The 24,999-nt window shown below is 67.3% G+C and carries 21 protein-coding genes; 11 read left to right on the top strand and 10 right to left on the bottom strand.

The genetic code is table 11. The features are described from left to right. The first annotated feature begins 92 nt into the window (after positions 1–92). The 4 genes from ABD256_RS37535 (at position 93) to ABD256_RS37520 (ending at position 3,487) form a co-directional block, all read left to right on the top strand. Positions 93–446: a GntR family transcriptional regulator gene (locus ABD256_RS37535; protein WP_344429970.1), complete on the top strand. Its 354-nt coding sequence runs from the start codon at positions 93–95 to the stop codon at positions 444–446. A 178-nt stretch (positions 447–624) separates the two neighbouring features. Continuing rightward, complete coding sequence (locus ABD256_RS37530) at positions 625–1,956, top strand: helix-turn-helix domain-containing protein (protein WP_486303471.1); 1,332 nt, start codon at positions 625–627, stop codon at positions 1,954–1,956. A gap of 19 nt (positions 1,957–1,975) precedes the next feature. After that, positions 1,976–2,521 carry an NUDIX domain-containing protein gene (locus tag ABD256_RS37525; protein ID WP_344429966.1) on the top strand — a complete coding sequence of 182 codons (546 nt, stop codon included), beginning with the start codon at positions 1,976–1,978 and terminating at the stop codon, positions 2,519–2,521. Between the two features lie 126 nt (positions 2,522–2,647). Then, positions 2,648–3,487 carry a hypothetical protein gene (locus ABD256_RS37520; protein WP_344429964.1) on the top strand — a complete coding sequence of 280 codons (840 nt, stop codon included), beginning with the start codon at positions 2,648–2,650 and terminating at the stop codon, positions 3,485–3,487. 631 nt (positions 3,488–4,118) lie between these two features. Here the strand turns inward: ABD256_RS37520 and ABD256_RS37515 are convergent. From ABD256_RS37515 to ABD256_RS37505, 3 genes are all read right to left on the bottom strand, one after another. Then, complete coding sequence (locus tag ABD256_RS37515; protein WP_344429962.1) at positions 4,119–5,105, bottom strand: methyltransferase; 987 nt, start codon at positions 5,103–5,105, stop codon at positions 4,119–4,121. A gap of 33 nt (positions 5,106–5,138) precedes the next feature. Beyond that, on the bottom strand, positions 5,139–6,335 hold the full coding sequence (locus ABD256_RS37510; protein WP_344429960.1) for a multidrug effflux MFS transporter: 1,197 nt from the start codon (positions 6,333–6,335) through the stop codon (positions 5,139–5,141). A gap of 71 nt (positions 6,336–6,406) precedes the next feature. Beyond that, positions 6,407–7,378, bottom strand: a complete 972-nt coding sequence (locus ABD256_RS37505) for a helix-turn-helix transcriptional regulator (RefSeq protein WP_344429958.1) — start codon at positions 7,376–7,378, stop codon at positions 6,407–6,409. 264 nt (positions 7,379–7,642) lie between these two features. Between ABD256_RS37505 and ABD256_RS37500 the strand changes: the two genes are divergently transcribed. The 4 genes from ABD256_RS37500 to ABD256_RS37485 all read left to right on the top strand — a co-directional run bounded on the left by ABD256_RS37500 (position 7,643) and on the right by ABD256_RS37485 (position 12,098). Beyond that, on the top strand, positions 7,643–8,143 hold the full coding sequence (locus ABD256_RS37500) for an OsmC family protein (RefSeq protein WP_344429956.1): 501 nt from the start codon (positions 7,643–7,645) through the stop codon (positions 8,141–8,143). 52 nt (positions 8,144–8,195) lie between these two features. Beyond that, entirely contained in the window at positions 8,196–8,705 is a 510-nt protein-coding gene (locus ABD256_RS37495; RefSeq protein ID WP_344429954.1) for a flavoprotein, read from the top strand. Between the two features lie 116 nt (positions 8,706–8,821). Then, positions 8,822–9,118: a DUF3892 domain-containing protein gene (locus ABD256_RS37490; RefSeq protein ID WP_344429952.1), complete on the top strand. Its 297-nt coding sequence runs from the start codon at positions 8,822–8,824 to the stop codon at positions 9,116–9,118. Positions 9,119–9,263: 145 nt separating this feature from the next. Next, positions 9,264–12,098, top strand: a complete 2,835-nt coding sequence (locus tag ABD256_RS37485; RefSeq protein WP_344429950.1) for a DUF6924 domain-containing protein — start codon at positions 9,264–9,266, stop codon at positions 12,096–12,098. On the opposite strand, the gene ABD256_RS37480 is transcribed toward ABD256_RS37485, so the two are convergent. Both ABD256_RS37480 and ABD256_RS37475 read right to left on the bottom strand, forming a co-directional pair. Beyond that, entirely contained in the window at positions 12,095–12,403 is a 309-nt protein-coding gene (locus ABD256_RS37480) for a hypothetical protein (protein ID WP_344429948.1), read from the bottom strand. The genes ABD256_RS37485 and ABD256_RS37480 overlap by 4 nt on opposite strands. Positions 12,404–12,783: 380 nt before the next feature. Next, a complete protein-coding gene (locus tag ABD256_RS37475) occupies positions 12,784–13,968 on the bottom strand; it encodes an aminotransferase class V-fold PLP-dependent enzyme (RefSeq protein ID WP_344430061.1) in 1,185 nt (394 codons plus the stop codon). A gap of 127 nt (positions 13,969–14,095) precedes the next feature. On the opposite strand from ABD256_RS37475, the gene ABD256_RS37470 reads away from it, so the two are divergent. Further along, positions 14,096–14,854, top strand: coding sequence for a metallophosphoesterase (locus ABD256_RS37470; protein WP_344429946.1), 759 nt, complete (start codon positions 14,096–14,098; stop codon positions 14,852–14,854). On the opposite strand, the gene ABD256_RS37465 is transcribed toward ABD256_RS37470, so the two are convergent. Genes ABD256_RS37465 through ABD256_RS37455 form a run of 3 tightly spaced genes read right to left on the bottom strand, consistent with a single transcriptional unit; the run spans position 14,836 to position 17,892 of the window. Then, positions 14,836–15,768 (bottom strand): asparaginase, encoded by a 933-nt coding sequence (locus ABD256_RS37465; RefSeq protein WP_344429945.1) that lies wholly within the window; start codon positions 15,766–15,768, stop codon positions 14,836–14,838. The two genes, ABD256_RS37470 and ABD256_RS37465, sit on opposite strands and share 19 nt — an antisense overlap. Beyond that, the gene (locus tag ABD256_RS37460; protein ID WP_344429943.1) at positions 15,765–17,210 is read right to left on the bottom strand and encodes an amino acid permease; all 1,446 of its coding nucleotides are present in this window, start codon (positions 17,208–17,210) and stop codon (positions 15,765–15,767) included. Before ABD256_RS37460 ends, ABD256_RS37465 begins: the two co-directional genes overlap by 4 nt. Before the next feature lie 4 nt (positions 17,211–17,214). Beyond that, positions 17,215–17,892 carry a FadR/GntR family transcriptional regulator gene (locus ABD256_RS37455; RefSeq protein ID WP_344430059.1) on the bottom strand — a complete coding sequence of 226 codons (678 nt, stop codon included), beginning with the start codon at positions 17,890–17,892 and terminating at the stop codon, positions 17,215–17,217. Between the two features lie 268 nt (positions 17,893–18,160). Here ABD256_RS37455 and ABD256_RS37450 point away from each other — a divergent pair, with 268 nt between their 5' ends. Beyond that, positions 18,161–20,575 carry a GH92 family glycosyl hydrolase gene (locus tag ABD256_RS37450; protein WP_344429942.1) on the top strand — a complete coding sequence of 805 codons (2,415 nt, stop codon included), beginning with the start codon at positions 18,161–18,163 and terminating at the stop codon, positions 20,573–20,575. 300 nt (positions 20,576–20,875) lie between these two features. On the opposite strand, the gene ABD256_RS37445 is transcribed toward ABD256_RS37450, so the two are convergent. Together ABD256_RS37445 and ABD256_RS37440 are read right to left on the bottom strand one after the other, a co-directional pair. After that, positions 20,876–21,661 carry an oxidoreductase gene (locus ABD256_RS37445; RefSeq protein WP_344429940.1) on the bottom strand — a complete coding sequence of 262 codons (786 nt, stop codon included), beginning with the start codon at positions 21,659–21,661 and terminating at the stop codon, positions 20,876–20,878. A gap of 70 nt (positions 21,662–21,731) precedes the next feature. After that, a complete protein-coding gene (locus tag ABD256_RS37440; RefSeq protein ID WP_344429938.1) occupies positions 21,732–22,310 on the bottom strand; it encodes a TetR/AcrR family transcriptional regulator in 579 nt (192 codons plus the stop codon). 202 nt (positions 22,311–22,512) lie between these two features. Between ABD256_RS37440 and dnaE the strand changes: the two genes are divergently transcribed. Beyond that, positions 22,513–24,999: DNA polymerase III subunit alpha (gene dnaE / locus ABD256_RS37435; RefSeq protein ID WP_344429936.1), on the top strand; the 2,487-nt coding region annotated here is incomplete at its 3' end.

Genomic DNA, 24,999 nt, shown 5'->3' with positions numbered 1-24,999 from the left:
ACACATATCAACCTAGCTCAATATGAGTCGACGTGCGTTCCGCTATTCGGGTGATCTATGTCGAGTTGAGTCAAGCCGCTAGACTTGAGCCCATGAGCGCCAGCACGAGTTCGAAGGCACCGTTTGAGCAGGTGGCCGAGCGGATCCGCCTGCAAATCCGCAGTGGAGAACTAGGGGCGGGGGATAAGCTGCCGCCTCATCGGGAACTTGCGGACAAGTTCTCCGTGGCCCTCGGGACCGCGCAGAAAGCGCTGCGTCTCCTGCAGGACGAGGGCTGGGTTGAAGCCCGCCAATCCATCGGCGTGTTTGTGCGAGAGGACTGGCAGGAGGGGGTGACTGCACCGGATCTTGCTGCGGTTACCCGACAGGTAAACGACCTGAGTGCCGCGGTCGCGGCTCTCGCCGAGCGAGTCCAGCGGATTGAGGGCGGGGCGACTGCAGGATAAGGAGTCGAGGTGGAGGCTTGTGTGGCTGATCTTCATGTCATTAACGATCGCCGGTTCCGAAGCTCGACAACAGTGACGCCGCATGACGGGGGTGACGGGACATGACGCACTTGTTGCCAAATCTGTCTCAGCGCTGTAAGGGATGTTCTAAAGGGCGTCCTATGATGCGGGGGAGTCAATGACGCGATTGAGAGAAGAGCGAGCTGCGAAAGGTTGGACGAAGGCCAAACTGGTGCACTTGATCGAAGTGTGCGCACGTTCGCGAGGTGAGACGCTCGGTAAGACCACTCAGAGTCTTTCGCGAGAAGTCTCCTTCTGGGAGAGCGGTCAACGAAGTCCACAAGAGCCGATCCGCACGATTCTATGCGACGTGTATGGCAGGTCGGCACTTGAGCTAGGGCTCACGCCAACCCCGAATGAGGCTCGCTCTGACATTGGTCTCACGTACTCGCCGTCGCTTATCGATGCCGTTGACTCATTGACTAAGCTTGCGGTGTTCGATTCCACCAGGCATACGAGTGTCTTGCAGGGGGACTATTCCTTGGAGGCGCTTAACGCCGCCTTCATGGATTGGTTCCTTCGGGAGTCGAAATACGAGCGAACTGCAAGCAAGATAACTGAGCTTGACGTGGCGGAAGTTACTGCGGCAACGCAGATGTTTGACAGCCTGGACCGAACCGTTGGAGGCGAAGCGCAGCGACTTCTAGCGGTTCAGTTTGTGCGAGAGAAGTTGGCACCCCGTCTCAGTCAGGCCGGTACGGACCCACTTAGCCGTGCTCTATACACGGCTGCGGCAACCTTATGTGAAATCATCGGCTGGATGGCTTATGATTCCGAACGGCACGGTGTGGCGCAACGGTACTTTGTGCAAGCCTTGAGATTGGCCAAGGATGCGCATCAACCTGCTTATGGGGCGTACGTTCTCACCACCATGAGTCATCAAGCACTCTACCTTAAGCGCCCTGACCAGGCTCTACGTTTCGCACTCGCGGCGCGTTCCCATGCGAACGTCTCGACGGTTCCAATTGTGGCGACAGAGGCCACTCTGCTCGCTGCTCAAGCATCCGCCCAACTTGGCGACGAATCAGATTGCCGAAAAATGATTCTTGAGTCTGAGGGGCTATTCTCTCAGGTTCGGCCCGAAAACACACCTAGCTGGGCCTCGCACTGGACGGATGCCGTTTTTGCGACATATGTCGGAAGCTGTTGGGTAGACCTCGGTAAGCCTCGTGAGGCATTTGGTCCGTTAAAGCTTGCTTGGGACGCAGCCAAGGATCACCCCCGACGTCGGGTGTACAGCACTGGACAGCTCGCTAAAGTGGCCGTATTGAATGGCGATATCGAGCAGGCTGCGAGTCTTGGGTTGGCCGCCGTTGATTCCAGTAGCCGCCAGTCCTCGCAACGCTCGCTTCAAGTAATTCGAGAAGTAAACGAGCGGCTCAAAACCCACGCTAAGCAATCACATGTTCGAGACTTTCGAGATCGCGCCCGCCCACTGCTTGCGGGTTAGCAGAGTAGTGAAGGGAAATATGATTCACTTGGAGTCGAATCGTTCGACTGGCCTCCTTGCTGAAGACCTCGCCCTTGAGGGTGAGCCTGAAAAAGAATTCAACCCAGGAATCGCTGGTCGAATTCCTGGCAAGACGGTGGCGGGAGGCGCACTGATAACCGATGATCGCGGACGAATACTATTCGTCGTTCCGGTTTACAAACCCTACCTGGAGATTCCGGGCGGGATAGCGGATGCTAATGAGTCGCCAGATGCAGCGTGCCGCCGTGAAATTCGGGAAGAGTTGCAATTGGATCTCAATATCGGAGGTCTTCTTGTGGTGGACTGGGTTCCGCAACATGGCGTTTGGCGTGATAGCTTACAGTTCATTTTTGATGGCGGAGTTCTAGCGTCAAATATGATCAGTAAAATTAATCTTCCGAGTGATGAGCTTGCGAGCTTCCAGTTTTGTCACCTCGAAGCAGTTGAGCAGCAACTGAAGCCATCGCTGTATCGACGCCTGACGCGTGCTGTCGAGGCCAGGAATGCTAAGGAAGCGTCATACGCCGAGTTTGGGAGAAAGTAGTGGTCGATGACCTGTCGCCCAAGCCGTGCCAGCCAGTTCATCATCGGGCATGTCGCAGCTCCTGCCTGTAACACGGCACGGCATGAAGGCGACTTCGGCTCAACAGCACAGCGAGGAGACCTGGTCATGGATATGGGGCTCGAGAATCCTGCCGCACTTGAGGCCCTCGCCCGAGCCGTTAGCATCATCGACGGGTCGGTCGAGCGGCTATGCGACGAGATCAGCGAACTTCCATTCGTCGAAGACAGCGAAGTCGGCCGACTCGCGCGGGCGCTTCCTCCAGGCCCGATCAGCTTTGATCGCACCATTATCTCCGCCGCTGATGCAGTCCGAGGCACGCTCGACCAGGTCAGCCACATCGTGCGAACCAACACACCCACGTCCCCGATCGTGTTGTATGCCCTTAGTCGGGCCGCGCTGGTTGGAGCTGGCCGCGTCGTCTTCGCACTCCTGCCCGCCGACCCAGCTACTCGCCTCCGGAACGCCCGGGTCTTACTCGCTCAGGAGGCGAAGGGTTTCACACAGGCGCTGGACTGCTACGCGGGCTTCGAACAGTTCTCCAGGATGAAGCCGGAGGCACAGTATCTGGCTGCAGCGCAGCGACAGAAGGCAGCGATCCAGGAGGGGAATCAGCCACCGGGCGATGGCAAAGTCATGTACGGCGCCGCCGAGGTGGTTGCAGCGGCGTTGGAGGCCATGCCGGGCGACGCAGACGGGAGTCGGAAGGCCCTGAAAGAGCACTTCATCTGGCTATGGAACACCTACAGCGGTGTTGCGCATGCCCACGCATGGCCTCGGCTACTGCCAGGCTCTGGTCAGGACCGACGCATTCCAGGTGACTTCCCCTCGGACCTCCACATGATCGCAACGACCGCGCACGTAGCGATGCTCTCGTTCAAGCTCCGACACCAGCCAGGAAGCGCGAACACAACGAAGACCGTCCCGTTGACATCGGAGCCCGGCTGAATCCTGGGACTACCGGAAGCAGCCTGGAAGGTGCGTCCCCGCCCATCCGGAAGCGCGGCGAGGCCCTCGGTGAGTTTCACTGGTCGAGGGCGCCATCGTGACATCTGTCTTTGACATCAGCGGCCGTGAACGGCCGTGAACCACGCTGGTCGGACGTGGTTCGACTGGACAGCTCTGGACGGCAAATGCGCAGGCCGGAGCAGGAAACCGCATGGTTTACACCCGAGCGGTCGCAGGTTCGATCCCTGCTGCGCCCACCGTGTTCGGTGGCCTGTCGGCCGCCTTCCCGGTGTTTTGTTTCGCAGTGGGGGCCAAGCCCCCACATCCCCACGGCGCGGGCTTCTCGCCTTGGCGGGCGCTCGACGTTGGATCGGCGCCGGTCGTTGACGCGCTTTCTGCGATGCCCTGAAGGGCCTGGTAGGCGTGAATGTCGTGGATGTGGGCTTTCCGCTCCGGCGTGGATGCCCTGAAGGTGTCCTTGAGGGAATCTGATGCCGTGAAGGCGTCCTTCAGGGACCAGGCCCCCTGGCGGCTCCACGCTTCCGCCACCCGACCCGCCGGCCGCGACCGCCCTCTCGCACCCGCTCCCGAACTGCCCGAAACCCTGGTGCCGTTCTTGAAGTCGGCGTCGTCAGAGCACGATTCGGAACTCCAGTGCGGTTCGTTCTTCTGACACCGGGCCCGAGCCGACGAGCGAGAGCCCGCTGTCGGTGGCCAGCGCGGTCAGTTCGGCAATCGTGCGTTCCTTGCCGTTGAAGCACATCAGCATGAACAGGTTCATCGCGGTGCCCACCCCGGGGCCCGGTTCGATCACCACGACGGTGCCGTCCGGGGTGGCGGCTTCGCGGCATCGGGTCAGGATCTTGCGGGCGTGGTCGTCGTCCCAGTCGTGCAGGATGTCGGACAGCACGTAGGCATCGGCGCCCGCGGGCAGCGGGTCGAAGAAGCTGCCGGGGACGACGGTGGCCCGGTCGGCGAGCCCCGCTGCGGCGAATCGCGTGGTCGCGGCGGCCGTGGTGGGAGCCAGTTCGAGGACCTGGCCCCGGACATCGGGATGGGCGCGCAGGATCTCGGTGAGCACGGTGCCGTCGCCGCCGCCGACGTCGAGGATCCGGGGGAAGCGGCTCCACTCGAAGCGTTCGGCGATTTGTGGTGCCTGCGCTTGGAAACGCCAGTTCATCTGGGTGTCGAAGGAGTGGCGCAGTTCCGGGTGCGCATCGAGGTCCGCCCAGAATTCGCGCCCGTACCGGTGCGTGTAGGCCGGGGTGCCGGTGGTGATCGTTTCCACCAGGTCGACGAAGGCGAGTTCGGCGCGACCGCCCGCGCGGTTGATGTCGAGCAGGGGTTTGATCCCTTCCGGGGCGTCCTCGTGCAGTTGGGCGCCGAGGTCCGTGGGGTGGTAGCGGTTTGATTCCGGGTCGAGGTTGAAGGCGCCGATCGTGACGAGGTGATCGAGCAGGCGCCGTAGTGCGGGGGCGGAGGTTCCGGTCCTGGCGGCGAGGTGCTCTGCCGTCGCTCCCGCGTTTCCCGCGTGCTCCACCAGGTTGAGGGTCGCGGCCACCCGGAGGGACATCGGGGTGGCCAGATCTGCCATGGCCATGATCGAGGGCGGGTTCATGGTCTGAGGCTAGTCAAATCGGTCCGGCTGGATTCAGGGTTTTCGCCAGGGACGGGTGAGCGTGCTCAGTGCGATCACGGACAAGAAGACGAAACCCAGTACCACGACGGCCGTCGACATGGCGGTGGTGCTTCCCAGCGCGCCGGGTAGCGGGGCGGCCGCGGCACCGAGGGCGAACTGGGCGCCGCCGAGCAGACCGGAAGCGGCACCGGGGGAGTCGCTGCCGATCGCGAGGATGACGCTGGTCGACGCGGGCAGCAGCAGCCCGAATCCGGACGTCAGACCGAACAGGCAGGCCCAGGTAGTGGGCAGCGTCTCGACGCCGGCGGCGAGCAGGATCACCAGCGTGGTCAGGGAAACAGCGGCGATGACGACGCCGGTGACGAGCAGGGTGGTGAGGCGCACGCGCCCGGCCAACCGTCCGAACGCGACTCCGGCGGCCACGGTGCCGGCGGCGTTCGTGGCGAAGACGAGGCCATAACCGGTGGGCGACAAGCCGTAGCCGTTCTGGAAGACGAAGGGCGAGCCGGTGATGTAGGCGAACAGGGCACCCAGCCCGCACCCGACGACGAGGAGGTAGCCGACCAGTTCGCGACGCCGGAGCAGCCCGCCCATCGCGGCGAACGCGGCTCGCGGGCCGCTGGGACGTCGCCGCTCGGCGGGGAGCGATTCCGGTACCCACGCCCAAATCGCGGCCGACAGCACCAGCCCGGTCACGGCCAGCGCCACGAACACCAGGCGCCACGAGCCGACGCCGAGGATGAGGCCGCCGAGTACCGGCGCCAGCACCGGGGCGGTCATCGCGATCACGCTGAGCGTCGCGAATTGGCGGGCCGCACGGGCACCGGTGAACCGGTCGCTGATGACCGCGCGCCCGATGACGAGCCCCGCGCTGCCCGCGATCCCTTGCAGCAGGCGGGCGACGTCGAAGACGAACATGGCCGGAGCGAGCGCGCACACCAGCGAAAACACGGTGAACAGGCCGGAACCGGCCAGGAGCAGGCGCCGTCGGCCCGTCGCGTCGCTGACCGGTCCGAGCACGACCTGGCCGACGGCGATTCCGACCAGGCACGCGGTCAGGGAGAGCTGGACGGCCGCTCCGGAGGTGCCGAACGAGGTGACGATCTGGGGGAAGGCCGGCGCGTACATGTCGGTGGCGAACGGCGATACCGCGGAGAGCCCGGCCAGGACGATGACGAGCCGAGGGCGTGCGGCGGTGCGGACGGTCATGGTTCCGATCGTCGGCGCCGGGGCCGCGCCGCGGTGTGGAGCGCGAGGCTCGGGGATGTGGAGCGCGGTGCTCAGGAGTGCGCCCGCCTGAACCCGGCGGGGGTGACGCCACGATCGCGGCGGAAGGCGTAACCGAAATTGCTGGCCGAGGCGTAGCCGACTTCGTGCGCGATCATCGCCACCGGCCAGTCGGTCTCGACGAGCAGAGCCGCCGCCCGGTCGAGGCAGCGGTGCCGGTGGTACTCCATTATGGACGCTCCGAACAGCGCGCGGAACCCGGTGGTGAGACGCCGGACCGACATCGACGACGCGCGGGCCAGCGCGGCCAGCGTCGGCGGCGCGTGGCGTTCCTGCCAGAGCAGCCCGGGAACGCGCCGCAACGCGGTCACTTCGTGGTCGTCGAGGCCCAGGACCGCGGGCGTGGTGGTCGCGAGTCCGTCGACCAGCGCGGCCAGCGCGGCCATGAGCCGGGATTCCAGGAACAGCAGCCGGCCGGGGGACATGCGGCGGTGGACGAAGATCTCTTCCAACGGACCGGCCACTGGGCGCAGCGCGGCGGACCCGCTCACGTACTGCTCGGGCGAAACGGTTTCCGGCAGCGTGCCGAGGTAGGACGCCAAACCGGTCCAGGTCCCGGTGATCGACACCGCTCGGTACCGTTCACCGTCGCCGTGTGCGACGACTCCCTCGGTGGCGCACCGAGGGCTCAGCGCCACCGAGCCCGCGCGCAGATCGCCGGTACCGCCACCGGCCTCGCTGATGCGCATGCGCCCGTCGAGGCAGTGCTCCAGCTCGAAGTGGTCGCCGGGAAAGGCGTATCCGAGCCGGTGCCCGCCGGTGAACGCGGCGTCGTAGCGGACGATGTCGATCCCGTTCCGCAACGACGTCACCTCGATCGTGCCGTCGCCGACCTCCGGGCGGAGCCGGTGCCGGACGGTGCTGCCGTGCACGTCGGCCTGCGCGATCGACGCGTAGTACGCCGCGTGCGCCGCGGCGGACTCCGGGGAACCGGCCGCGCCGGTGAGCTGGTGAACGCGGGTCACGAAGTTAGGTTAACCTAACTTGCTGGAGCCCGGGTGCCCGCCGGACGGAGGCTTCGGCGGACACCCGGGAAAACGGGAAGGGAAAGCGCTTTCCCCCTGGGTAGCCGCGTTCCCTGTGTCGTGCGTCACCGTCACAGTGTGACCGCGGGCAGGCTGGCGAGAAGCAAGAAAGAAACATCCCACTCGGTAGGAGCGTTCGCGACGCCCGCCGGGCGCGCGCATCATCCTGGGTGGCCCCAACCGCGGCGAACCGGGAGTACGCGAATGTCGCTGACCGATGTCATCGAGGGAACCAAACAGGCCGTCACGGGAAACCCCGCCGCCGCGAAGGCGTCCTTCACCGTCGAGCACGCGCTCGTGCCGGGTGCCGCGACGGCGGTCGACGTCCGTGTCCGTGACCACGCGTTCTCCGTGGACGAGCCCGCCGCGCTCGGCGGGACGGACACCGCCGCCAACCCGGTCGAATACGCACTCGCCGCACTGGGTTCCTGCCAGGTGATCACCTACCAGTTCTGGGCCGCGAAGCTCGGCATCCCGCTCGACTCGGTCAAGGTCACCGTGGACGGCGACCTCGACCTGCACGGCTTCTTCGGGTTCGACGGCACCCGGCCCGGTTTCACCGGCGTCCGGGTGTCCGTCGAGCTGAGCGGGCCCGCCGACCGCGACCGCTACGTGGAGCTGAAGCGCCAGGTCGACGAGCACTGCCCGGTGCTGGACCTGTTCCGCAATCCCACGCCGACGAGTTCGGATCTCGTCAAGCCGTAGCCCGATAGCCTGGTGACAGGGAAAACGGTCACCGGGAGAAGGAATCGGCGGTATGGCGGAGCGCGTCCTGTACCTGATGATCACCGGTGCGGGCCCCGCCGAGCACGTCGGCGTGCTGATCGACCTCGCGCTCGCCGGAGGGTGGTCGGTGCACTGCCTGGCCACCCCGGCCGCGGTCGAGCACTTCCTCGACCTCGGCGCGCTCCGCTCGCGGACCGGGCACGCCGTGCGGACCGGGTACCGGGGCGCCGGGCAGCCCGCGCTGCCGAAGGCCGACGCGGTGATCGTGGCTCCGGCGACCTACAACACGGTCAACAAGTTCGCCGCCGGGATCGCCGACACCTACGTGACCACGCAGCTCGCCGAACTGCACGGCCTCGGGGTGCCCGTCGTGGTGCTGCCCTTCGTGAACGGCGGTCTGGCCATCAGCAGGCCGTTCTCGCGCAGCGTCGCCGAACTCCGCGAATCGGGTGTACGCGTGCTCTGGGAAGCGGGAAGTGCGGAGCCGGTCGCGGAGGCGTTTCCCTGGCAGGCGGCACTGGCCGCGGTGGAGGCGGGGTAATCGCGTTCCTCACGATCGGGTTGCGAGGTGGTGGTGCGCGGTAGCGCGGCAGCGGTCCTCGCGACTTCCGGGAAGGTGCTCGGCCAGAACGAGCGCCACCGATACCCGGAGGAACAATGGCGCGAGTTCTTGTCGAGTACACGCACAAGATCGGGGACGATCATCGCAATCCGCACCAACGGATCCGTGGCATCGGCGGGAATGGCAGCCAGGGTTGGTACCGGGAGACCGCCGAGGTGATCGCCGATATCAGAGCGGGCCGCAACAGTTACTTCGTCACCGTCGCGGGCAGGCAGCTCGATGTGGTGCTGGCGTCCTACGCGGGCGTCGTCTACCTCAAGACGACAGCCGACGGTTTCGCGCCGAACAACCTGCTCAGCTTGCCGGAACCACCGGTCCGGTTGATGGCTTGAGTGGCTTTTCGGACAGTTATCCCTCCCTGCCAGGGCAATCCTGGTCGAAGTGGACGAAGCGGGGACCGGGAGGTACCTACGATCGGCGGCGTTCACGCGTCGCTGAGTCATCCGTGTCGGCGCCTTGGCCAGCAGGGAGAGCTCGGTGCAGCCGGTGTCGGATCAGGAATCCGTGTTCGCGTTCCGGATTTGGTTGCGGACAAGGGATTCTGCCGAGTGGGAGCCGGGGCACGACCTGCTGGTCCAGGTGGACGACGGTGGCATCGTGGTGCTGGAGCAGCTGTCCTGGGACACGGTGGATGGTGCGCTGACCACGATCGGTTTCGCACCGGACATGGCGAGTTGCCGCGGCCACGGCCGTACCGGCAACGGTGATGTGGTGCAGGTGCGGGGAGAACTCCGTGGCCGGACGAAGGCGGGCGGCGTTCGCCACTACGAGTTCGACGCGGAGCCCGACGACGGACCGGCCGGACGGCTGCGGGTGCTGATCGACGACGGCGCCGGAGCGCCTCTGCGGTCGGTGACCTGGCGCGACCGGACGGGTGGCTCCTGCTCGGTGGCGCTGCGCTCGGCGAGCCCGTCCGGCAACGCGGACGTGAGCGACCTGGTGAGCTTCGTGTGGGTCAGTGCCGAACACCCCGCCGCGGACGAGGTCGCCGCGAACCTCGTCGACGGGACGAGCAGCAAATGGTTCGCACCGCACGATCGGGCCGTGCTGGAGTTCGAGTTCCCGCAACCGATCGCGGTGGACCGGTACGCGCTCACCTCCGCCAACGACGCGGACGATCGCGACCCGGCGAGGTGGACGCTGCGCGGCTCGGCGGACGGGCTGCGGTGGCGGACCCTGGACACCCGCGCGGACCAGTCGTTCGCCGACCGGCACCAGTCCAGGACCTACCGGATCGCCGAACCGGGGGCCTACGCGCACTACCGCCTCGATATCGACGACACCAACGGATCCCCTGACGTGCAACTGGAAGCCGTCCGCTTCCTCGCCGAGAGCAGCGGGTTCACCGGTTACCGCCAACGCGCTGGCCAAGCCCCGGTCGCTTACCGCGGCGTGCGCGTCGCACGGGAATCACCAAGCACGCCCGCGGAACCGTTGCCCGACGGATCGCCGGGCAGGCGCATGCGGCTGCTGCCCGAGTACGACTCGCTTCCGGCCGGGACCGAGCTGGTCTCGCCCTCGGGAAGGTATGCGCTGCGGTACGACTCCGGTGGCGTACCGGTCGTCGCAGACCGGACGACGCACCAAATCGTGTGGCGGGCCGGTGACGACGAACAGCACCCGGCCGCCGGTGAACTCCGGCTCAGCGGCTCGGTCCAGGTCGAACTCCGCAACGGAGAGGTCTGGCATTCGGCGGTGGCCGACGTCCGTGCGAAGTCGCTCGTGGTCACCGATGAAGGGGAGCTCGAACTCCTCGATGACATCGGGGTGGGCGTGTACAACTCCCGGCACGGATTCGTCGGCTCCCAGCCGGTGTTCCGGGATTCCGCGCCGGTCGCCGACATCACGCTCAAGCGCTTCCTCTACGGCGTGAACACGAAGGGTGCCGTGGCACGCACGGTCCGGCGCGAACCCGACGGTTCGTTGTGGGGCAGTGAACTCACCATGTCCTATTCCGTGGCTTCCCCGCCGTTGGCGCGCTGGCTGGAGCAGGAGGGCACGGTACTGACCTGGCGACAGGTGCCGACCACCCAGGGCACGGACCTGGAACCGTGCCTGCTCGACGCCGCCGGGAACCTGTTGTGGCGCAGAGGCTCTGCCCGGTCGAGCACGACACCGCCGCCCGCGGAGCCACACGACCACGGTGGCCCCGCCATGGGCCCGGGCTCGCGTCTTCGACGGCAGTCGTTGACTTCCCCGTCCGGCTCGCACACGCTTCAGCACCACGACAACGGAAACCTGGCGCTGTACTGCAACGCCGTCCACAGTCCGGTGTGGACGACCGGGACCGACTGGGCGGGTGACGGCTGGGCCGATCTCGACCGGAACGGTGACCTGGTGCTGCGTACGTCGTGCGGTGCACCGGTTTGGCGGTCGGGTACCGCCGATCTCGGCGCGGTGCGGCTGGCCGTCCGCGATGACGGAACCGTTGCCCTGCTCGACGCCGAGGGAACGGCGGTGTGGGAGGCCGGCGAGCACGGGCCCTGCGCGGCGACCGGGCACACTCCACCGCGCGGCGCGGTCCTGCGCCGCGGACAGACGCTCCGGACCCGGTCCCTTACTTCCGACGACGGCGGTACCGTGCTGTGCCACCAGCCCGAGCAGGGTGTGCGCCTGTACGGAGTCGACGGAATCCAGCTCTGGTACGCCGAAGGCGCGGACCTCGCGCTCGACCCCCACGGGTACCTCCAGGTACGGGGCGACGGCGGCAGCGTGCTCGACCAACTCGCCGGCCCGGGCGACCACCTCCGCGTAATGTCCGGAGGAGAAATCCGGCTCTGCGCAGAGGACGGAACCGTGGTGTGGCGAGAAGGGCGCCACGTCATCGACGGCACCGTCACAACCGCCTCGTCCCACACCGTCCCGCCAGCCGCGCTGCAAGCCCTGCTCAATTCTTCGACGACCCCGATAGTGCGCACGGACTTCTCCGACCACGACGCCTGGGAAACCGCCTGGCGTGACATCACCGCGCTCCGCGAGTACTGGGACGACGAGGTCGTCCTCGACGCCACGTTGATCGCCGAGCCCGGATTCGACGGCTGCACGGGCGAGAACCTGGCCGAGCTGCTGTTGCCCTATGCGGACGAGTGCGACCTCGTGTTCGTGGTGGACGCGACCACCCTCGCCTCACCCGAACATCCCGTGCTGGTGCTGGAAATCGACCCGGAACACGAACCGCCGCGCTCCTTCCGCGCCACGCCGAACGCCCTGCTGGACGTCGAGATCCAACTCTCGCTGGCCAACATGGACTGGGAGGACTTCAGCGAATCCGCCGACCCCGACGGCATCCTCCGAGAGTCCTCAGCGGACTAGCGCCGTCGTGCGAAATCGACGGGTAGGCCGGTCATGGGTTCGTCGATGATGCGGTTCCAGACCGAGTCAGCGTCGAAGGCGATCGCTCGGGCCAACTCGGGTGAGATGTCACCACACCCCGCGAGTTCGGCGGGGTTGTCGCGCGGGCCGAGCAGGGTTGGCAGGTCGATGTGGACGAAGATCTGCGCCTTCGGCTTCCCCGCACATCCATGACTACCCAGGCACCGCTCGACCAGCGCATCGAGCCGGAGCCGATCCATGGTGCGCTTATCCCGCCGCCACCTTCTCCTGACGCCGCCGCTCATACCCTTCAGGGGTCAACTCGCATCAGCAGCGAGTTGACCAACCTCCGCAGTGCGGGCGGATTCCGGTTCTCGATCTTCGCGACGACCACTGCTCCATCTCCGCTATCTCGCGCAGCAACAGTGCCTGCTGATGCCGAATAACCCGCAACCGCCGAGTCGCAGAGTCAGAAAGCACACGAACCCGATGAAACTCTTCTTCAGTGGACATGTCACAATTCTACCGCCCCGCAAAACACTTTCCGTCCCCTAATCAGGTGCAGGAAAGATCGCGGCCTGCCACAACGGGATCACAACGACACGGAAGCCAAACAGGTAACGGGACCGACAACGCGTCGGAAACCTTCACCGAGCCACCAAAACACGCCAGCAAAGAAGCAGGATCACCGACGGGAAAACCGAGAAACAAGCTGGGCAAGAGTATCAATCTCCGCCTCGGTGTTGTAATAGTGAACCGAAGCCCGAGCCAAAACCGGCAAATCCCGCCCAGTAAAATCGTACTGCGCAGATTCGCGATAAGTCACCGAGGTGTTGACCCGCTCACCCGCAAGCAGCTTGTTCAGCTCCGGCGACGGCAGCCCGTCGACGCTGAACGTGACGATGCCGCAGCGCCGTTCGCCGAGGTCGTGCACGGTGACCGCGTCGATCTCCCGCAGCCGCGTCCGCAGCATCTCGCCGAGCGCGGCCACCCGTGCTTCGATGCGGCGCAACCCCAGCCCGAGCGCGTAGTCGACGGCCGCGCCGAGCCCGAGGACGGTCGCGGTGGACCGTTCCCACGCCTCGAACCGCCGTGCCGAGTCCACCACCTCGTAGGTGTCCGGTGCGGTCCAGACGGCCGAGTGCAGGTCGAGCATCGCGGGCTCCAGGCGCTCCCGCAGCGAAGGCCGCGCGTACAGGAATCCGGTGCCGCGCGGCCCGCGCAGGTACTTCCGGCCAGCCGCGGTCAGCGCGTCGCAGCGAAGCCGCTCCACGTCGAGGTCGAGCTGGCCGGCCGACTGGCAGGCGTCCAGCAGGTACGGGATCCCGGCCGCCGCGGCGACCTCGCCGACCGCTTCGGCGGGGTTCACCAGCCCGCCCTGCGTCGGCACGTGGGAGATCGAGATCAGCTTGACACTGCCGTCGATGCGGCGCTTGAGGTCCTCCACGTCGAGCTGGCCGTGCTGGTCGTCGTCGACGACCTCGACGATCGCACCGGTGCGCTTGGCGACCTGCAGGTAGGCGATCGCGTTGCTGGCGTACTCGGAGCGGCAGGTGAGGATGCGGTCACCGGCGGCGAACTCGATGGCGTAGAAGATCGCCTGCCACGACCTGGTGGCGCTGTCGGTCAGCGCGATGTCCTCCGGCGCGGCGTTGAGCATCCGCGCGAGCGAATCGTAGACGGCTTCCACCCGGTCGCTCGCGGCCGCGGTGGCCTCGTACCCGCCGCGGCGCTCCTCGGCCCGCAGGTGCTCGATCACGGTTTCGGTGACCTGCCTCGGTGGCAACGAGGCGCCCGCGTTGTTGAAGTGGCGGATCTCCTGGCATCCGGGGGTGTCCTGGCGTACGCGCTGGATCTCGGCACTGTCCATGAAATCTGCATACAGCACTGATCAACTGTATGCAATTATGATCCCGGTGACAGCGAGGACTCCGTTGCGGATCAAGGAAGTCCGCCGAAGCTTGTCTGTCCACAGTGGATGAACGAGGAGGGGGCCGATGATCTTCATCGCGCATATCAGCGACCTGCACCTGGACGGGGGCGAGCGCAGCGCCGCCCGCGCCGAGAGGGTACTGGCCGCGATCGACGCGTTCACCACGCCACCGGACGTGGTGCTGGCCACCGGAGATCTCGCCGAGCACGGGGCGCCCGCGGAGTACGAGCAGGTCAAGGCGCTGTTCGACGGGCGCGGCACGGTACTGCACTGCCCCGGCAACCACGACGAGCGCTCGGCCTACCGGCAGGTCCTGCTTGGCGAAGGACCCGGCGAGGGACCGATCAACCGCGTCCACCGGATCCACGGGGCCACGTTCCTGATGTGCGATTCGTCGATCCCCGGCCGCGGCGCCGGCTTCCTCGGCGACGAGACGATCGACTGGCTCGACACCGCGCTCGGCGGGGTACCCGGCGGAGAGCCCGCGTTCGTCTGCTTCCACCACCCGCCGGTGACCATGCACAACCCGGTCGTCGACGTGCTGCGCCAGACGGGGGAGGAGCGGCTCGAAGCCGTGCTCGCCAGGCATGCCGTGGCGGCACTGTTCTGCGGGCACACCCACACCGCCGCGGCCACCACCTTCGCCGGGCTCCCACTGCACATCGCGCCGGGCGTGGTGTCGACGCTCCTGATGCCGTGGGAGGAGAACGGCACGCGTGAATGGGCCGACGGCGGGCCGGTGGACCTCGATGGCCCGCCGTCGCTGGCGTTCCACGTCTACGACGAGGGCCGCCTGATCACGCACTACCGCGTGGTGTCCTGACCCAGTTCGCCCACCAAGCGCACATTCGCGTCGGCGTGCGGCGGTACGTCCACACCGGACAGTGCCAGCGCGCCGAGCAGCACCGGCAGCCGTGCCCGGTCGGAACCGTCCGCGATCTTGATGCCGATCGCGGTTCCGTCGGGCATCGCGGCCACCTGCACTGCCTCGAACCCGTCCTTCGCGATCAGCCCCGGTACCGCGCGCATCAGCCAGGTGACGTCCCGCCTGCTCCCGGCGAGCATCTCCGGGTGCTTCCGGATCCCTTGCGCGACAAGGCGTTCCGGCCCGTCGCCACTGGCGACGCGGCCGATCGCGGCGGTGAGCCCGCGCAGGGAAACCGAGAACAGCGGAGCGCCGCACCCGTCCGTGGCCACCTTCGCGACCGTCTCGCCGCTCAACGCCTCCACGGTGCGCCGGATCTCCTGCTGCAGCGGGTGTTCCGGGTCGAGGTAGTCCCCGAGCGGCCAGCCGTGCGCACGGGACACGGCCAGCATCGCGGAGTGCTTGCCAGAGCAGTTGTGCCCGATCCTGCTGGGTTTCCGGCCAGCGGCCACCCAGGCGTCCCGTTCGACGGGGTCGAACGGGTAGTCCTCCGGGGTGCGGAGGCCGGCCTCGCCAAGGCCGGCGCCGGAGAGGATCCGGCGCACGCCGTCGAGGTGGACCTCCTCCCCGGAATGGCTCGCCGCGGCGAGCGCCATCAGGTCGGGGTCGAGATCGAGCCCGAGCCGGGCCATCGCGGTGGCCTGCACCGGTTTGGCCGCCGAGCGGGGGTAGCACGCGGAGCCGGGATCACCGGCTTCGAAGAGGACGGAACCGTCCGGCCGGAGCACCACCACGGATCCGTGGTGGACGCTCTCGGTCATGCCCTCGCGCAGGATGTGCACGAGCGGCTCGTGTGCGGGGGCAGGGGTCATTCCCCGGTCCCCAGGTCGGCGAGCGCTTTGCTGGTGTCCACCCGCTTGCGGACCGCGAACCAGCCGAGCACGAGCGCCAGCGCGATCAGGGGCAGTGCGAGCACGGTGTAGCGGCCGTTGGGCACGTCGAACCACATCAGCACCACCACCGTGGCGAGGAAGGCCAGCGTGACGATCTCGGTCACCGGCGAGCCGGGCAGCCGGAAGCTCGGGCGCTTCAGCTCGCCTGCCTTCGCCTTCCGGACGAACAGCAGGTGGCACAGGATGATGATGGCCCAGGTGGCGAGGATGCCGATCGCGGCGAAGTTCAGCACGATCTCGAACGCGTCCTTCGGCACCAGGTAGTTCAGCCCGACGCCGAGCACGCAGATCGACGCGGTGAGCAGGATCCCGCCGTAGGGCACCTGGTTGCGGTTCATCACACCGGTGAACTTCGGTGCCGAACCGGCCACGGACATCGAGCGCAGGATCCGGCCGGTGGAGTACAGGCCCGAGTTCAGGCTCGACATCGCTGCGGTGAGCACGACCAGGTTCATCACGCTGCCCGCGGCGGGCACGCCCAGATGCGAAAGCACGGTCACGAACGGGCTTTCGTTCTTCGAGTAGGAGTTCCACGGCATCAGCATCGCCAGCAGCACGACCGAGCCGACGTAGAAGACGGCGATGCGCCACATGATCGAGTTGATCGCCTTCGGCATGATCTTCTCGGGGTTCTCCGTCTCGCCCGCGGCGACGCCCACCAGTTCGACCGAGGCGTAGGCGAACACGACACCCTGCACGATCAGCACCATCGGCAGCACGCCCGCCGGGAAGAAGCCGCCGTGGTCGGCGATGAGCTGCGGACCGCCCGCGACGCCGTCGATCGGGTGCTGGGTCACCAGCAGCACGATCCCGATCACCATGAACACCACCAGCGCGGCGACCTTGACGATGGCGAACCAGAACTCCATCTCGCCGAACAGCTTGACCGAGACCAGGTTCAGCGTCAGCACGATCGCCAGCGCGATGAGCGCGAGCACCCATTGCGGGATCGGCGTGAAGAAGCTCCAGAAGTGCGCGTACAGCGCGATCGCGGTGATGTCCGCGATCCCGGTCGTGGACCAGTTCAGGAAGTGCATCCAGCCCGCGACGTACGCGCCCTTCTCGCCCATGAATTCGCGGGCGTAGGAGACGAACGCGCCCGAAGACGGGCGGTGCAGGATCAGTTCGCCGAGCGAGCGCACCACGAAGAACGCGAACATGCCGCACACCGCGTACACGATCGCGAGCGCGGGCCCCGCCTGCGCGAGCCTGCCGCCCGCGCCGAGGAAGAGGCCGGTGCCGATCGCCCCGCCGATGGCGATCATGTTGATGTGGCGCGCTTTCAGGGATTTGCTGTACCCGGCGTCGCCCGCGTCGGCCGGTGCGGCCTTGTGCTCGGCGCTGAGCGTTTGGTCGGTCACGGTGTCACTCGTTCCTGTCTTCGGAGGCCGCGGGCGCGGCGGTCTTGGCGACGATTGTGGACAAGGCGTTCTCGACGTGGTCGAGGTGGGCTGCCATCGCTTCGACGGCATCGGTCTGGGAACCGGCCGCGATCGCGGTCGCGATCGTCCGGTGCTCCACATTGGACTGCGCACGGCGGTCGCCGAGCTGGTTGAGAAAGGCGGACTGCCTGGCGAGGGCGTCCCTGATCTCCTCGATCACCTTGCCGAACACGGGGTTGCCGGATGCCTGGGCGATGGTGATGTGGAAGAGCGAGTCGAGCGCGACCCACGCGGTGTTGTCGTTTTCGACCTCCATCCGCCCGAGCAGGTGCTCGAGCAGGTCGAGGTGCTCGCTGCCGCGCCGCAGCGCCGCGTAGCCCGCCACCGGGATCTCGACGTGGCGGCGCACCTCGAACAGGTCGCGGGCGGAGTACGGCCCGAACCTCGGGTTCTGGGCCGGGCCCGACGCGGTGACGAAGGTGCCCTTCCCGGTACGGGACTCGGTGAACCCGAGTGCCTGCAGCCCGCGCAGCGACTCCCGGATCACCGAGCGGCTCACCTCGAACTCCTTGCCGAGGGTGGCCTCCGACGGCAGCTTCTCGCCGACGTCGTATTCTCCACGCTCGATGGCGCCGCGGAGGTGGGCGAGCACGGCTTCCATCGCACTCACCCGCCGGGGACCTTGTCCGGCTGTCTGGCTGTCAGACAGGTTCATGGCGGGAATGGTGATCTCCGGCGCCGTACCTTGTCAAGAGTTCACCACTCGCCACTGGCGAAAAGCCACTGTGCATTGACAAAAGGGACAGAACCCGGCTCGCGTGTTGCTCGCGTGAATCGAGTGTCGGTAGCGTCACCGTAAGTGTCTTGACAACGTTGACAACGATGTCAAACAACGATGTCAAACAAGGTCGTCACGTGGAGGACGCCGCATGCGTGCCCGGAGACTCGTGCTGTGCCTGCTCGGTACCGGCCTGCTGGCCGCGACGGCCGCCCCGCCGGTGTCGGCCGCACCGCGGCTGGTGGCCGATCCGGTGTCCTATGTGGACCCGATGATCGGCACGACGAACGCGGGCAACGTCTACCCCGGCGCCACGAAGCCGTACGGGATGATCGCGTGGAGCCCGACGACCACCAAGGGGAACCAGGCGTCCTCCGGCGCGGCCGGCGGCTACCAGTACGACGTGACCAGGCTTCGCGGCTTCAGCCTCACCCACCTCAACGGCACCGGCTGCACCCCCGGCGCCTCCGGTGACATCCCGGTCATGCCGTTCCCCGGCGAGGTCCGGTCGTCACCGTCGGCCGACACCAGGGACGAGGTCTTCGCGAGCAACTTCTCGCACGCGGACGAGACCGCGGAGCCGGGGCACTACCGGGTCGGCCTCGACAACGGTGTCGGCGTGGACCTTTCGGTCACCGATCGCGCCGGGCTCGGCCGGTTCAGCTTCCCGGCGGGCAAACCGGCCACCCTGCTGTTCCGGACGTCGAACTCGCTGCCGGGCAGCGCGGGCGCGTCGATCCGGATCGACAAGGCGCACAACCGCGTGACCGGCTCGGTCGACTCCGGCGGGTTCTGCGGCCGCACCGAAGGCGGCGCGGAGAACCAGCGCTCCTACTACACGCTGCACTTCACCGTCGACTTCGACCGGCCGATCGTCTCGCAGGGCACCTGGGTCGACGGCACCCTGCGGCCCGGCACCGGCGCGGCGAGCGGCGGCGAGGGCTTCGCGGACGCGGCCAGGCCGGGCAAGGGTTCCGGGGGATACGTCGGGTTCGACCCGGCAGGCGGCCCGGTGACGGCCAGGATCGGCATCTCGTACGTGAGCGAGGCGAACGCGCAGCGCAACGCCGACGCGGAGATCCCCGCGGGCACGGCGTTCGGCAAGGTGCTCGGCGACGCGCGCCGGGCATGGCGCACCGAGCTGAACCGGATCTCGGTCGGCGGCGGTACGCACGCGCAGCTCACCACCTTCTACACCGCGCTGTACCACGCCTTCCAGCAGCCGAGCCTGTTCAACGACGTCAACGGCGAGTACCGCGGCAGCGACGCGAAGGTGCACCGGCTGGCGAAGAACCAGAAGGCGCAGTACGGCACGTTCTCCGGCTGGGACGTCTACCGCGCGCAGGTGCAGCTGCTGGCGTTCCTCGATCCGGCGCGCGCGAGCGACTACGCGCAGTCGCTTTACAACTTCGCGCGGCAGAACGGCGGCGAGTGGGATCGCTGGCTGCACAACCAGGGCGGCACGCACGTGATGAGCGGCGACCCGTCGGCGCCGGCGCTCGCCGGGATGGCCGCGTTCGGCGCGACCGGGTTCGACGTCGGCGGCGCCTTCGACTCGCTCGTCCGCGCCGCGACGATTCCCACCGCGAACGACTCGCGCGACAACGGCTGCCCCGTGCAGTGCGCGGGGCAGCGGCCGGGGCTCGCGGACTACCTGAAACTGCACTACGCACCCGAAGGTGCTTGCCACTGCTGGGGTTCCGCCGCCGAAACGCTCGAAGACGCCGTCGCCGACTTCGCGTTGTCGGACTGGGCGGGCAGGCTTGGCCGTGCCCCGGAGAAGGCCGCCTTCCTGGACCGGTCCGGCTACTGGCGGAACGTGTTCAACGCGAAGGACCACGGCGGTTACCCGCAGGCGCGCCGGGCCGACGGAACCTGGGTCGAGCCGTTCAAACCGGCCACCGACACCGGTTTCGTCGAGGGCAGCAGCGCGCAGTACACCTGGATGGCTTCGCACGACGTGAACGGGTTGACCGGCGCGCTCGGCGGCACGGACCCGACGGTCGCCCGGCTCGACGCCTTCTTCCACGACAAGGCGGGGAACTGGGCGCTGAAGGGCACCGACGACGAGCGCTACAACCCCGGCAACGAGCCCGACATCAACGCGCCCTGGCTGTACGACTACCTCGGGAAACCGTGGAAGACGCAGGAAACCGTGCGCCAGATCGTCAACACGGTCTACGGCGCGGGCACCGACGGGCTGCCGGGCAACGACGATCTCGGCACCATGTCGGCGTGGTACGTCTTCGCCGCGCTGGGCATGTTCCCGCAGGTGCCGAGCCGCGCCGACCTCGTGCTGGCGAGCCCGCTGTTCCCCAGGGCGGTGGTGCACCGGGGGACCGGCGCGACCATCAGCATCGACGCCCCCGCCGCGTCGTCCGGCACGTTCTACGTCCGGGGCGCGCGGGTCAACGGCGCACCGACGACCCGGCCGTGGGTCTCGGAGGCGTTCGTCGCGAACGGCGGCACGATCTCCTACGACCTCGGCACGAAGCCGGACACCGGATGGGGCACCGCCCCCGCTGACGCGCCCCCGCAAGCCGCCCTGCCACCCTTCGGCCGCTAGGGGCGCGGTCAGCGAGGCGGTCCCTGAAGGTGCCCCAGGGACTCTGACGCCGCGTTCCCTGCCCTCGCGGGCGTGCGGGCGGGGGCCGCTCATGTCCTGAAGGATTCTCCTGCAGAGGTCAAGGCGAGGTCCGCCGCGCATGCCCCGAAGGGGCCCTTGAGGGAATGTGATGCCGTGAAGGTCACCTCCAGGGCATGGGCCCCTCGGAGCAACTGTGCCCCTCGGAGTAGCCGAGTCCCCGACGGGTCACCTTCACGGCATGCGAGCCCTCGCTGAGACAGGGCATGGAGAACCGCCCCGCTAGACGGTTTTCAGGACGCCGCCGTCGACGACGTAGTCAGCGCCGGTGATGTTGGCGGCGTGCGGTGACGCGAGGAAGGCGACGAGTGCCGCGGTTTCCCCGGGCTCGGCGAGCCTGCCGGTGGTGATGCCCATTCGCGCGGGCAGGTCGGCGAGGAAGGTGCCGAGGTCGACGCCCTGTTCGCGGGCGAGGTCGCCTGCCATGCCGGCCGGGTCCGACCAGTTCCGGGTGCGCGTGGGACCGGGGCTCACGGTCGTCACGCGGACTCCTCGCGGGCCCAGTTCCTCGGACAGCGCCTTGCTCACGTTCGTCAGCGCGGCCTTCGCGGCGCCGTACTCGATGGGCGGGTGGGCGAACCGCGCGCCGATCGAGGAGATGTTGATGATCACACCCCGGCGTTCGACCAGGCTGTCGAGCGCCGCGCGGGTAACCCTCACCGTGCCGAAGAGGTTGAGGTCGAAGGTCTGCTGCCACGCGTCGTCGGTGATCGACGCGAAGCTCTCGCCGTGCGCGATGCCCTCCCGCACCCCGCCGACGTTGTTGACCAGGATGTCGATACCGCCGAGCGCTTCGAGCGCGCCCTCCACGACGGCGATCGCGCCCTCCTTGGTGGCGAGGTCGCCGCGCACCGGAGCCACGCCGAGCGCGTCCAGCTCGGGCGTGACGGTGCGGGCCGCCGCGGCCACGCGGGCCCCTTCTCCGGTGAGCCGCCGCGCGATGGCGAGGCCGATTCCCTTGCTGGCGCCGGTGACCAGTGCGGTCTTGCCCTCGAGGCGCAGGTCCATGGCATAACCTTTCTTGAACTAGAGTTACAAAATTGCGGTACGACGAACCCGCCCGAACAGGCGAGTGGAGTCAGAGCAGGCGCAGCGCGGTGTCCGCGAGCGAGGACAGGCGGGCCGGGTCGGGATCGGCCTTGGCCAGCACCCTGATCCCGTTGAGCGTGGTCAGGAAGAAGGCCGCCAGTGCACCCGCGTCCGCGTCGCGGTCGATGTCGCCAGCCCGCTGCCCCTCTTCGATCGTGCTCTTCAGCGCCGCCTGCTGGCGGTCCAGTGCCCTGCGCACGAGGTGGCCGACGATCTCGTCCCTGCCGCCGAACTCGACGGCCGCGTTGGTCACCATGCACCCACGCCGCTCGTCGTCGTCCAGCGAGGCGGCGAGCACCAGGTCGACCGCGGCCCTGATGCGCTCGCGGGCGGGGCCGTGCCCGTCGAGTATTTCGATCAGGCGCGCGGTCTCGCGTTCGTGGTAGCGCCGCAGCGCGCGTTCGTAGAGCGCGTGCTTGCTGGTGAACGCGTTGTAGAGGCTGCCGCGCCCGATGCCGAGCGCGTCCACGAGCTGCTGCGGCGTGGTGCCCGCGTAGCCGTTCGACCAGAACACGTCCATCGCCGCGTCGACGGCGGCGTCCGGGTCGAAGCCCTTCGTTCTGGCCATGGCTGGACCCTAGCGAGTTTTGTAATCAGAAGTCAATAATACGATGCGTTACGTCGTGATCACCCGCGTGAGGGGGTATGTCGCACCGGAGCTCGGGAGGGGGCGAGGGGCAAAATCTCTCCCGGGCGCCCAGACTAGTGTGGTACCTCCCGGGTCGCGCCGAGACTCCCGGGCCAAGGTCTCTACGGGGAGGTTTTCGCTGGTGTCGAACGATTCTTTCGTCCACCTGCACGTGCACACCGAGTATTCGATGCTCGATGGTGCGGCGAAGATCGGTCCGTTGTTCGCGGAGGCGGCGCGGTTGGGGATGCCGGCGGTGGGGATGACCGATCACGGCAACATGTACGGGGCTGATGAGTTTTATCAGCAGGCTCGTAAGCACGGGTTGAAGCCGATCATCGGGATCGAGGCGTACGTCGCGCCGGAGTCGCGGTTTCACAAGAAGCCGGTGTTCTGGGGGCAGTCGAACCAGCGTGGTGCGGATGAGCTGGGTGAGGGTGGTGACGTTTCGGGTGCTGGTGCGTATACGCATATGACGATGCTGGCGGAGAACCCGGTGGGGTTGCGGAACTTGTTCAAGTTGTCGTCGCTGGCGTCGATGCAGGGGTATTACCGCAAGCCGCGGATGGATCGGGAGATCATCGCGGAGAACGCGGCGGGGATCATCGCGACGACGGGGTGCCCCTCGGGTGAGGTGCAGACGCGGTTGCGGCTGGGGCAGAAGGACGCGGCGGTCCAGGCGGCCTCGGACTACAAGGACATTTTCGGGCCGGGGAACTTCTTCCTGGAGTTGATGGATCACGGGTTGCCGATCGAGCGGTCGGTGCGCGAGGGGTTGCTGGAGATCGGCAAGCTGCTCGACCTCAAGCCGCTGGCCACGAACGACTCGCACTACGTGACGAAGGATCAGGCGGATACGCACTCGGCGTTGCTGTGTGTGCAGGCGGGTAAGACGCTCAACGATCCGAACCGGTTCAAGTTCGACGGGGACGGCTACTACCTGAAGTCGGCCGCGGACATGCGCGAGTACTGGGACTCCGAGGTCCCCGGCGCCGCGGACTCGACCCTGCTGATCGCCGAACGCGTCCAGTCCTACGAAGAGGTCTACACCCACAAGGACCGGTTGCCCTTCTTCGAGGTCCCCGAGGGCTACGACCAGGGCACCTGGCTGCGCGCCGAGGTCGACCGCGGGCTCAAGTGGCGCTTCCCCGAGGGCGAGCCCGATGGCTACCAGGAACGCATCGAGGTCGAGCTCGACGTCATCATCGGCAAGGGCTTCCCCGCCTACTTCCTGATCGTCGCCGACCTCATCAACTACGCCCGCAGCGTCGGCATCCGGGTGGGCCCCGGCCGTGGTTCCGCCGCCGGGTCGCTGGTCGCGTACGTGCTCGGTATCACCAACCTGGACCCGATCCCGCAGAAGCTGCTGTTCGAGCGGTTCCTCAACCCCGAGCGCGTCTCGATGCCCGATATCGACATCGACTTCGACGACCGCAGGCGCGGCGAGATGATCCGCTACGCCACCGACAAGTACGGCGTCGACAAGGTGGCCCAGGTCATCACCTTCGGCACCATTAAGACCAAGGCGGCGATCAAGGACTCCGCCCGCGTCCACTATGGACAGCCGGGCTACGCGATCGCGGACCGGATCTCCAAGGCGCTGCCGCCGCCGATCATGGCGAAGGACATCCCGCTGTCGGGGATCGTCGATTCGAAGCACGAGCGCTACGCCGAGGCCGCCGAGGTCCGCACGCTCGTGGAGACCGACGACGAGTGCAAGACGATCTTCGACACCGCGCGCGGCCTGGAGGGCCTGATCCGCAACGCGGGCGTGCACGCCTGCGCGGTGATCATGTCGAGCGAACCGCTGACCGACGCGATCCCCTTGTGGCAGCGCGACGACGGCTCGATCATCACCGGCTGGGACTACCCGTCGTGCGAGGCCATCGGCCTGCTGAAGATGGACTTCCTCGGCCTGCGGAACCTGACCGTCATCGGGGACGCGATCGACAACATCAAGGCCAACCGCGGGGTCGACATCGACCTCGACACCCTCGGCGTCGAAGATCCCGAGACCTACAAGCTGCTCGCCCGCGGTGACACCCTCGGCGTGTTCCAGCTCGACGGCGGGCCGATGCGCGACCTGCTGCGCCGCATGCAGCCGACCCTGTTCGACGACATCGTGGCGGTGGGCGCGCTGTACCGCCCCGGCCCGATGGGCATGAACGCGCACAACGACTACGCCGACCGCAAGAACGCGCGGCAAAAGGTCAAGCCGATCCACCCCGAACTCGAGGAGCCCCTGAAGGAGATCCTGGCCGACACCTACGGCCTGATCGTCTACCAGGAGCAGATCATGCACATCGGCCAGAAGGTGGCCGGGTACTCGATGGGCCGCGCGGACGTGCTCCGCCGCGCGATGGGCAAGAAGAAGGCCGAAGTCCTCGAGAAGGAGTTCGAGGGCTTCCACGCCGGGATGAAGTCGAACGGCTTCTCCGACGAGGCGATCAAGGCGCTGTGGGACACGATCCTCCCGTTCGCCGGGTACGCGTTCAACAAGAGCCACGCGGCCGCGTACGGCCTGGTTTCGTACTGGACCGCGTACCTCAAGGCGAACTACACCGCGGAGTACATGGCCGCGTTGCTGACCTCGGTGGGGGACAACAAGGACAAGTCGGCGATCTACCTG

It is taken from the genome of Amycolatopsis minnesotensis, from assembly GCF_039529815.1.
In the GTDB taxonomy this organism is placed as follows: domain Bacteria; phylum Actinomycetota; class Actinomycetes; order Mycobacteriales; family Pseudonocardiaceae; genus Amycolatopsis; species Amycolatopsis minnesotensis.
The sequence above is the reverse complement of the archived record's forward strand: the minus strand, read 5'-3'. Positions and strand labels throughout refer to the sequence as shown.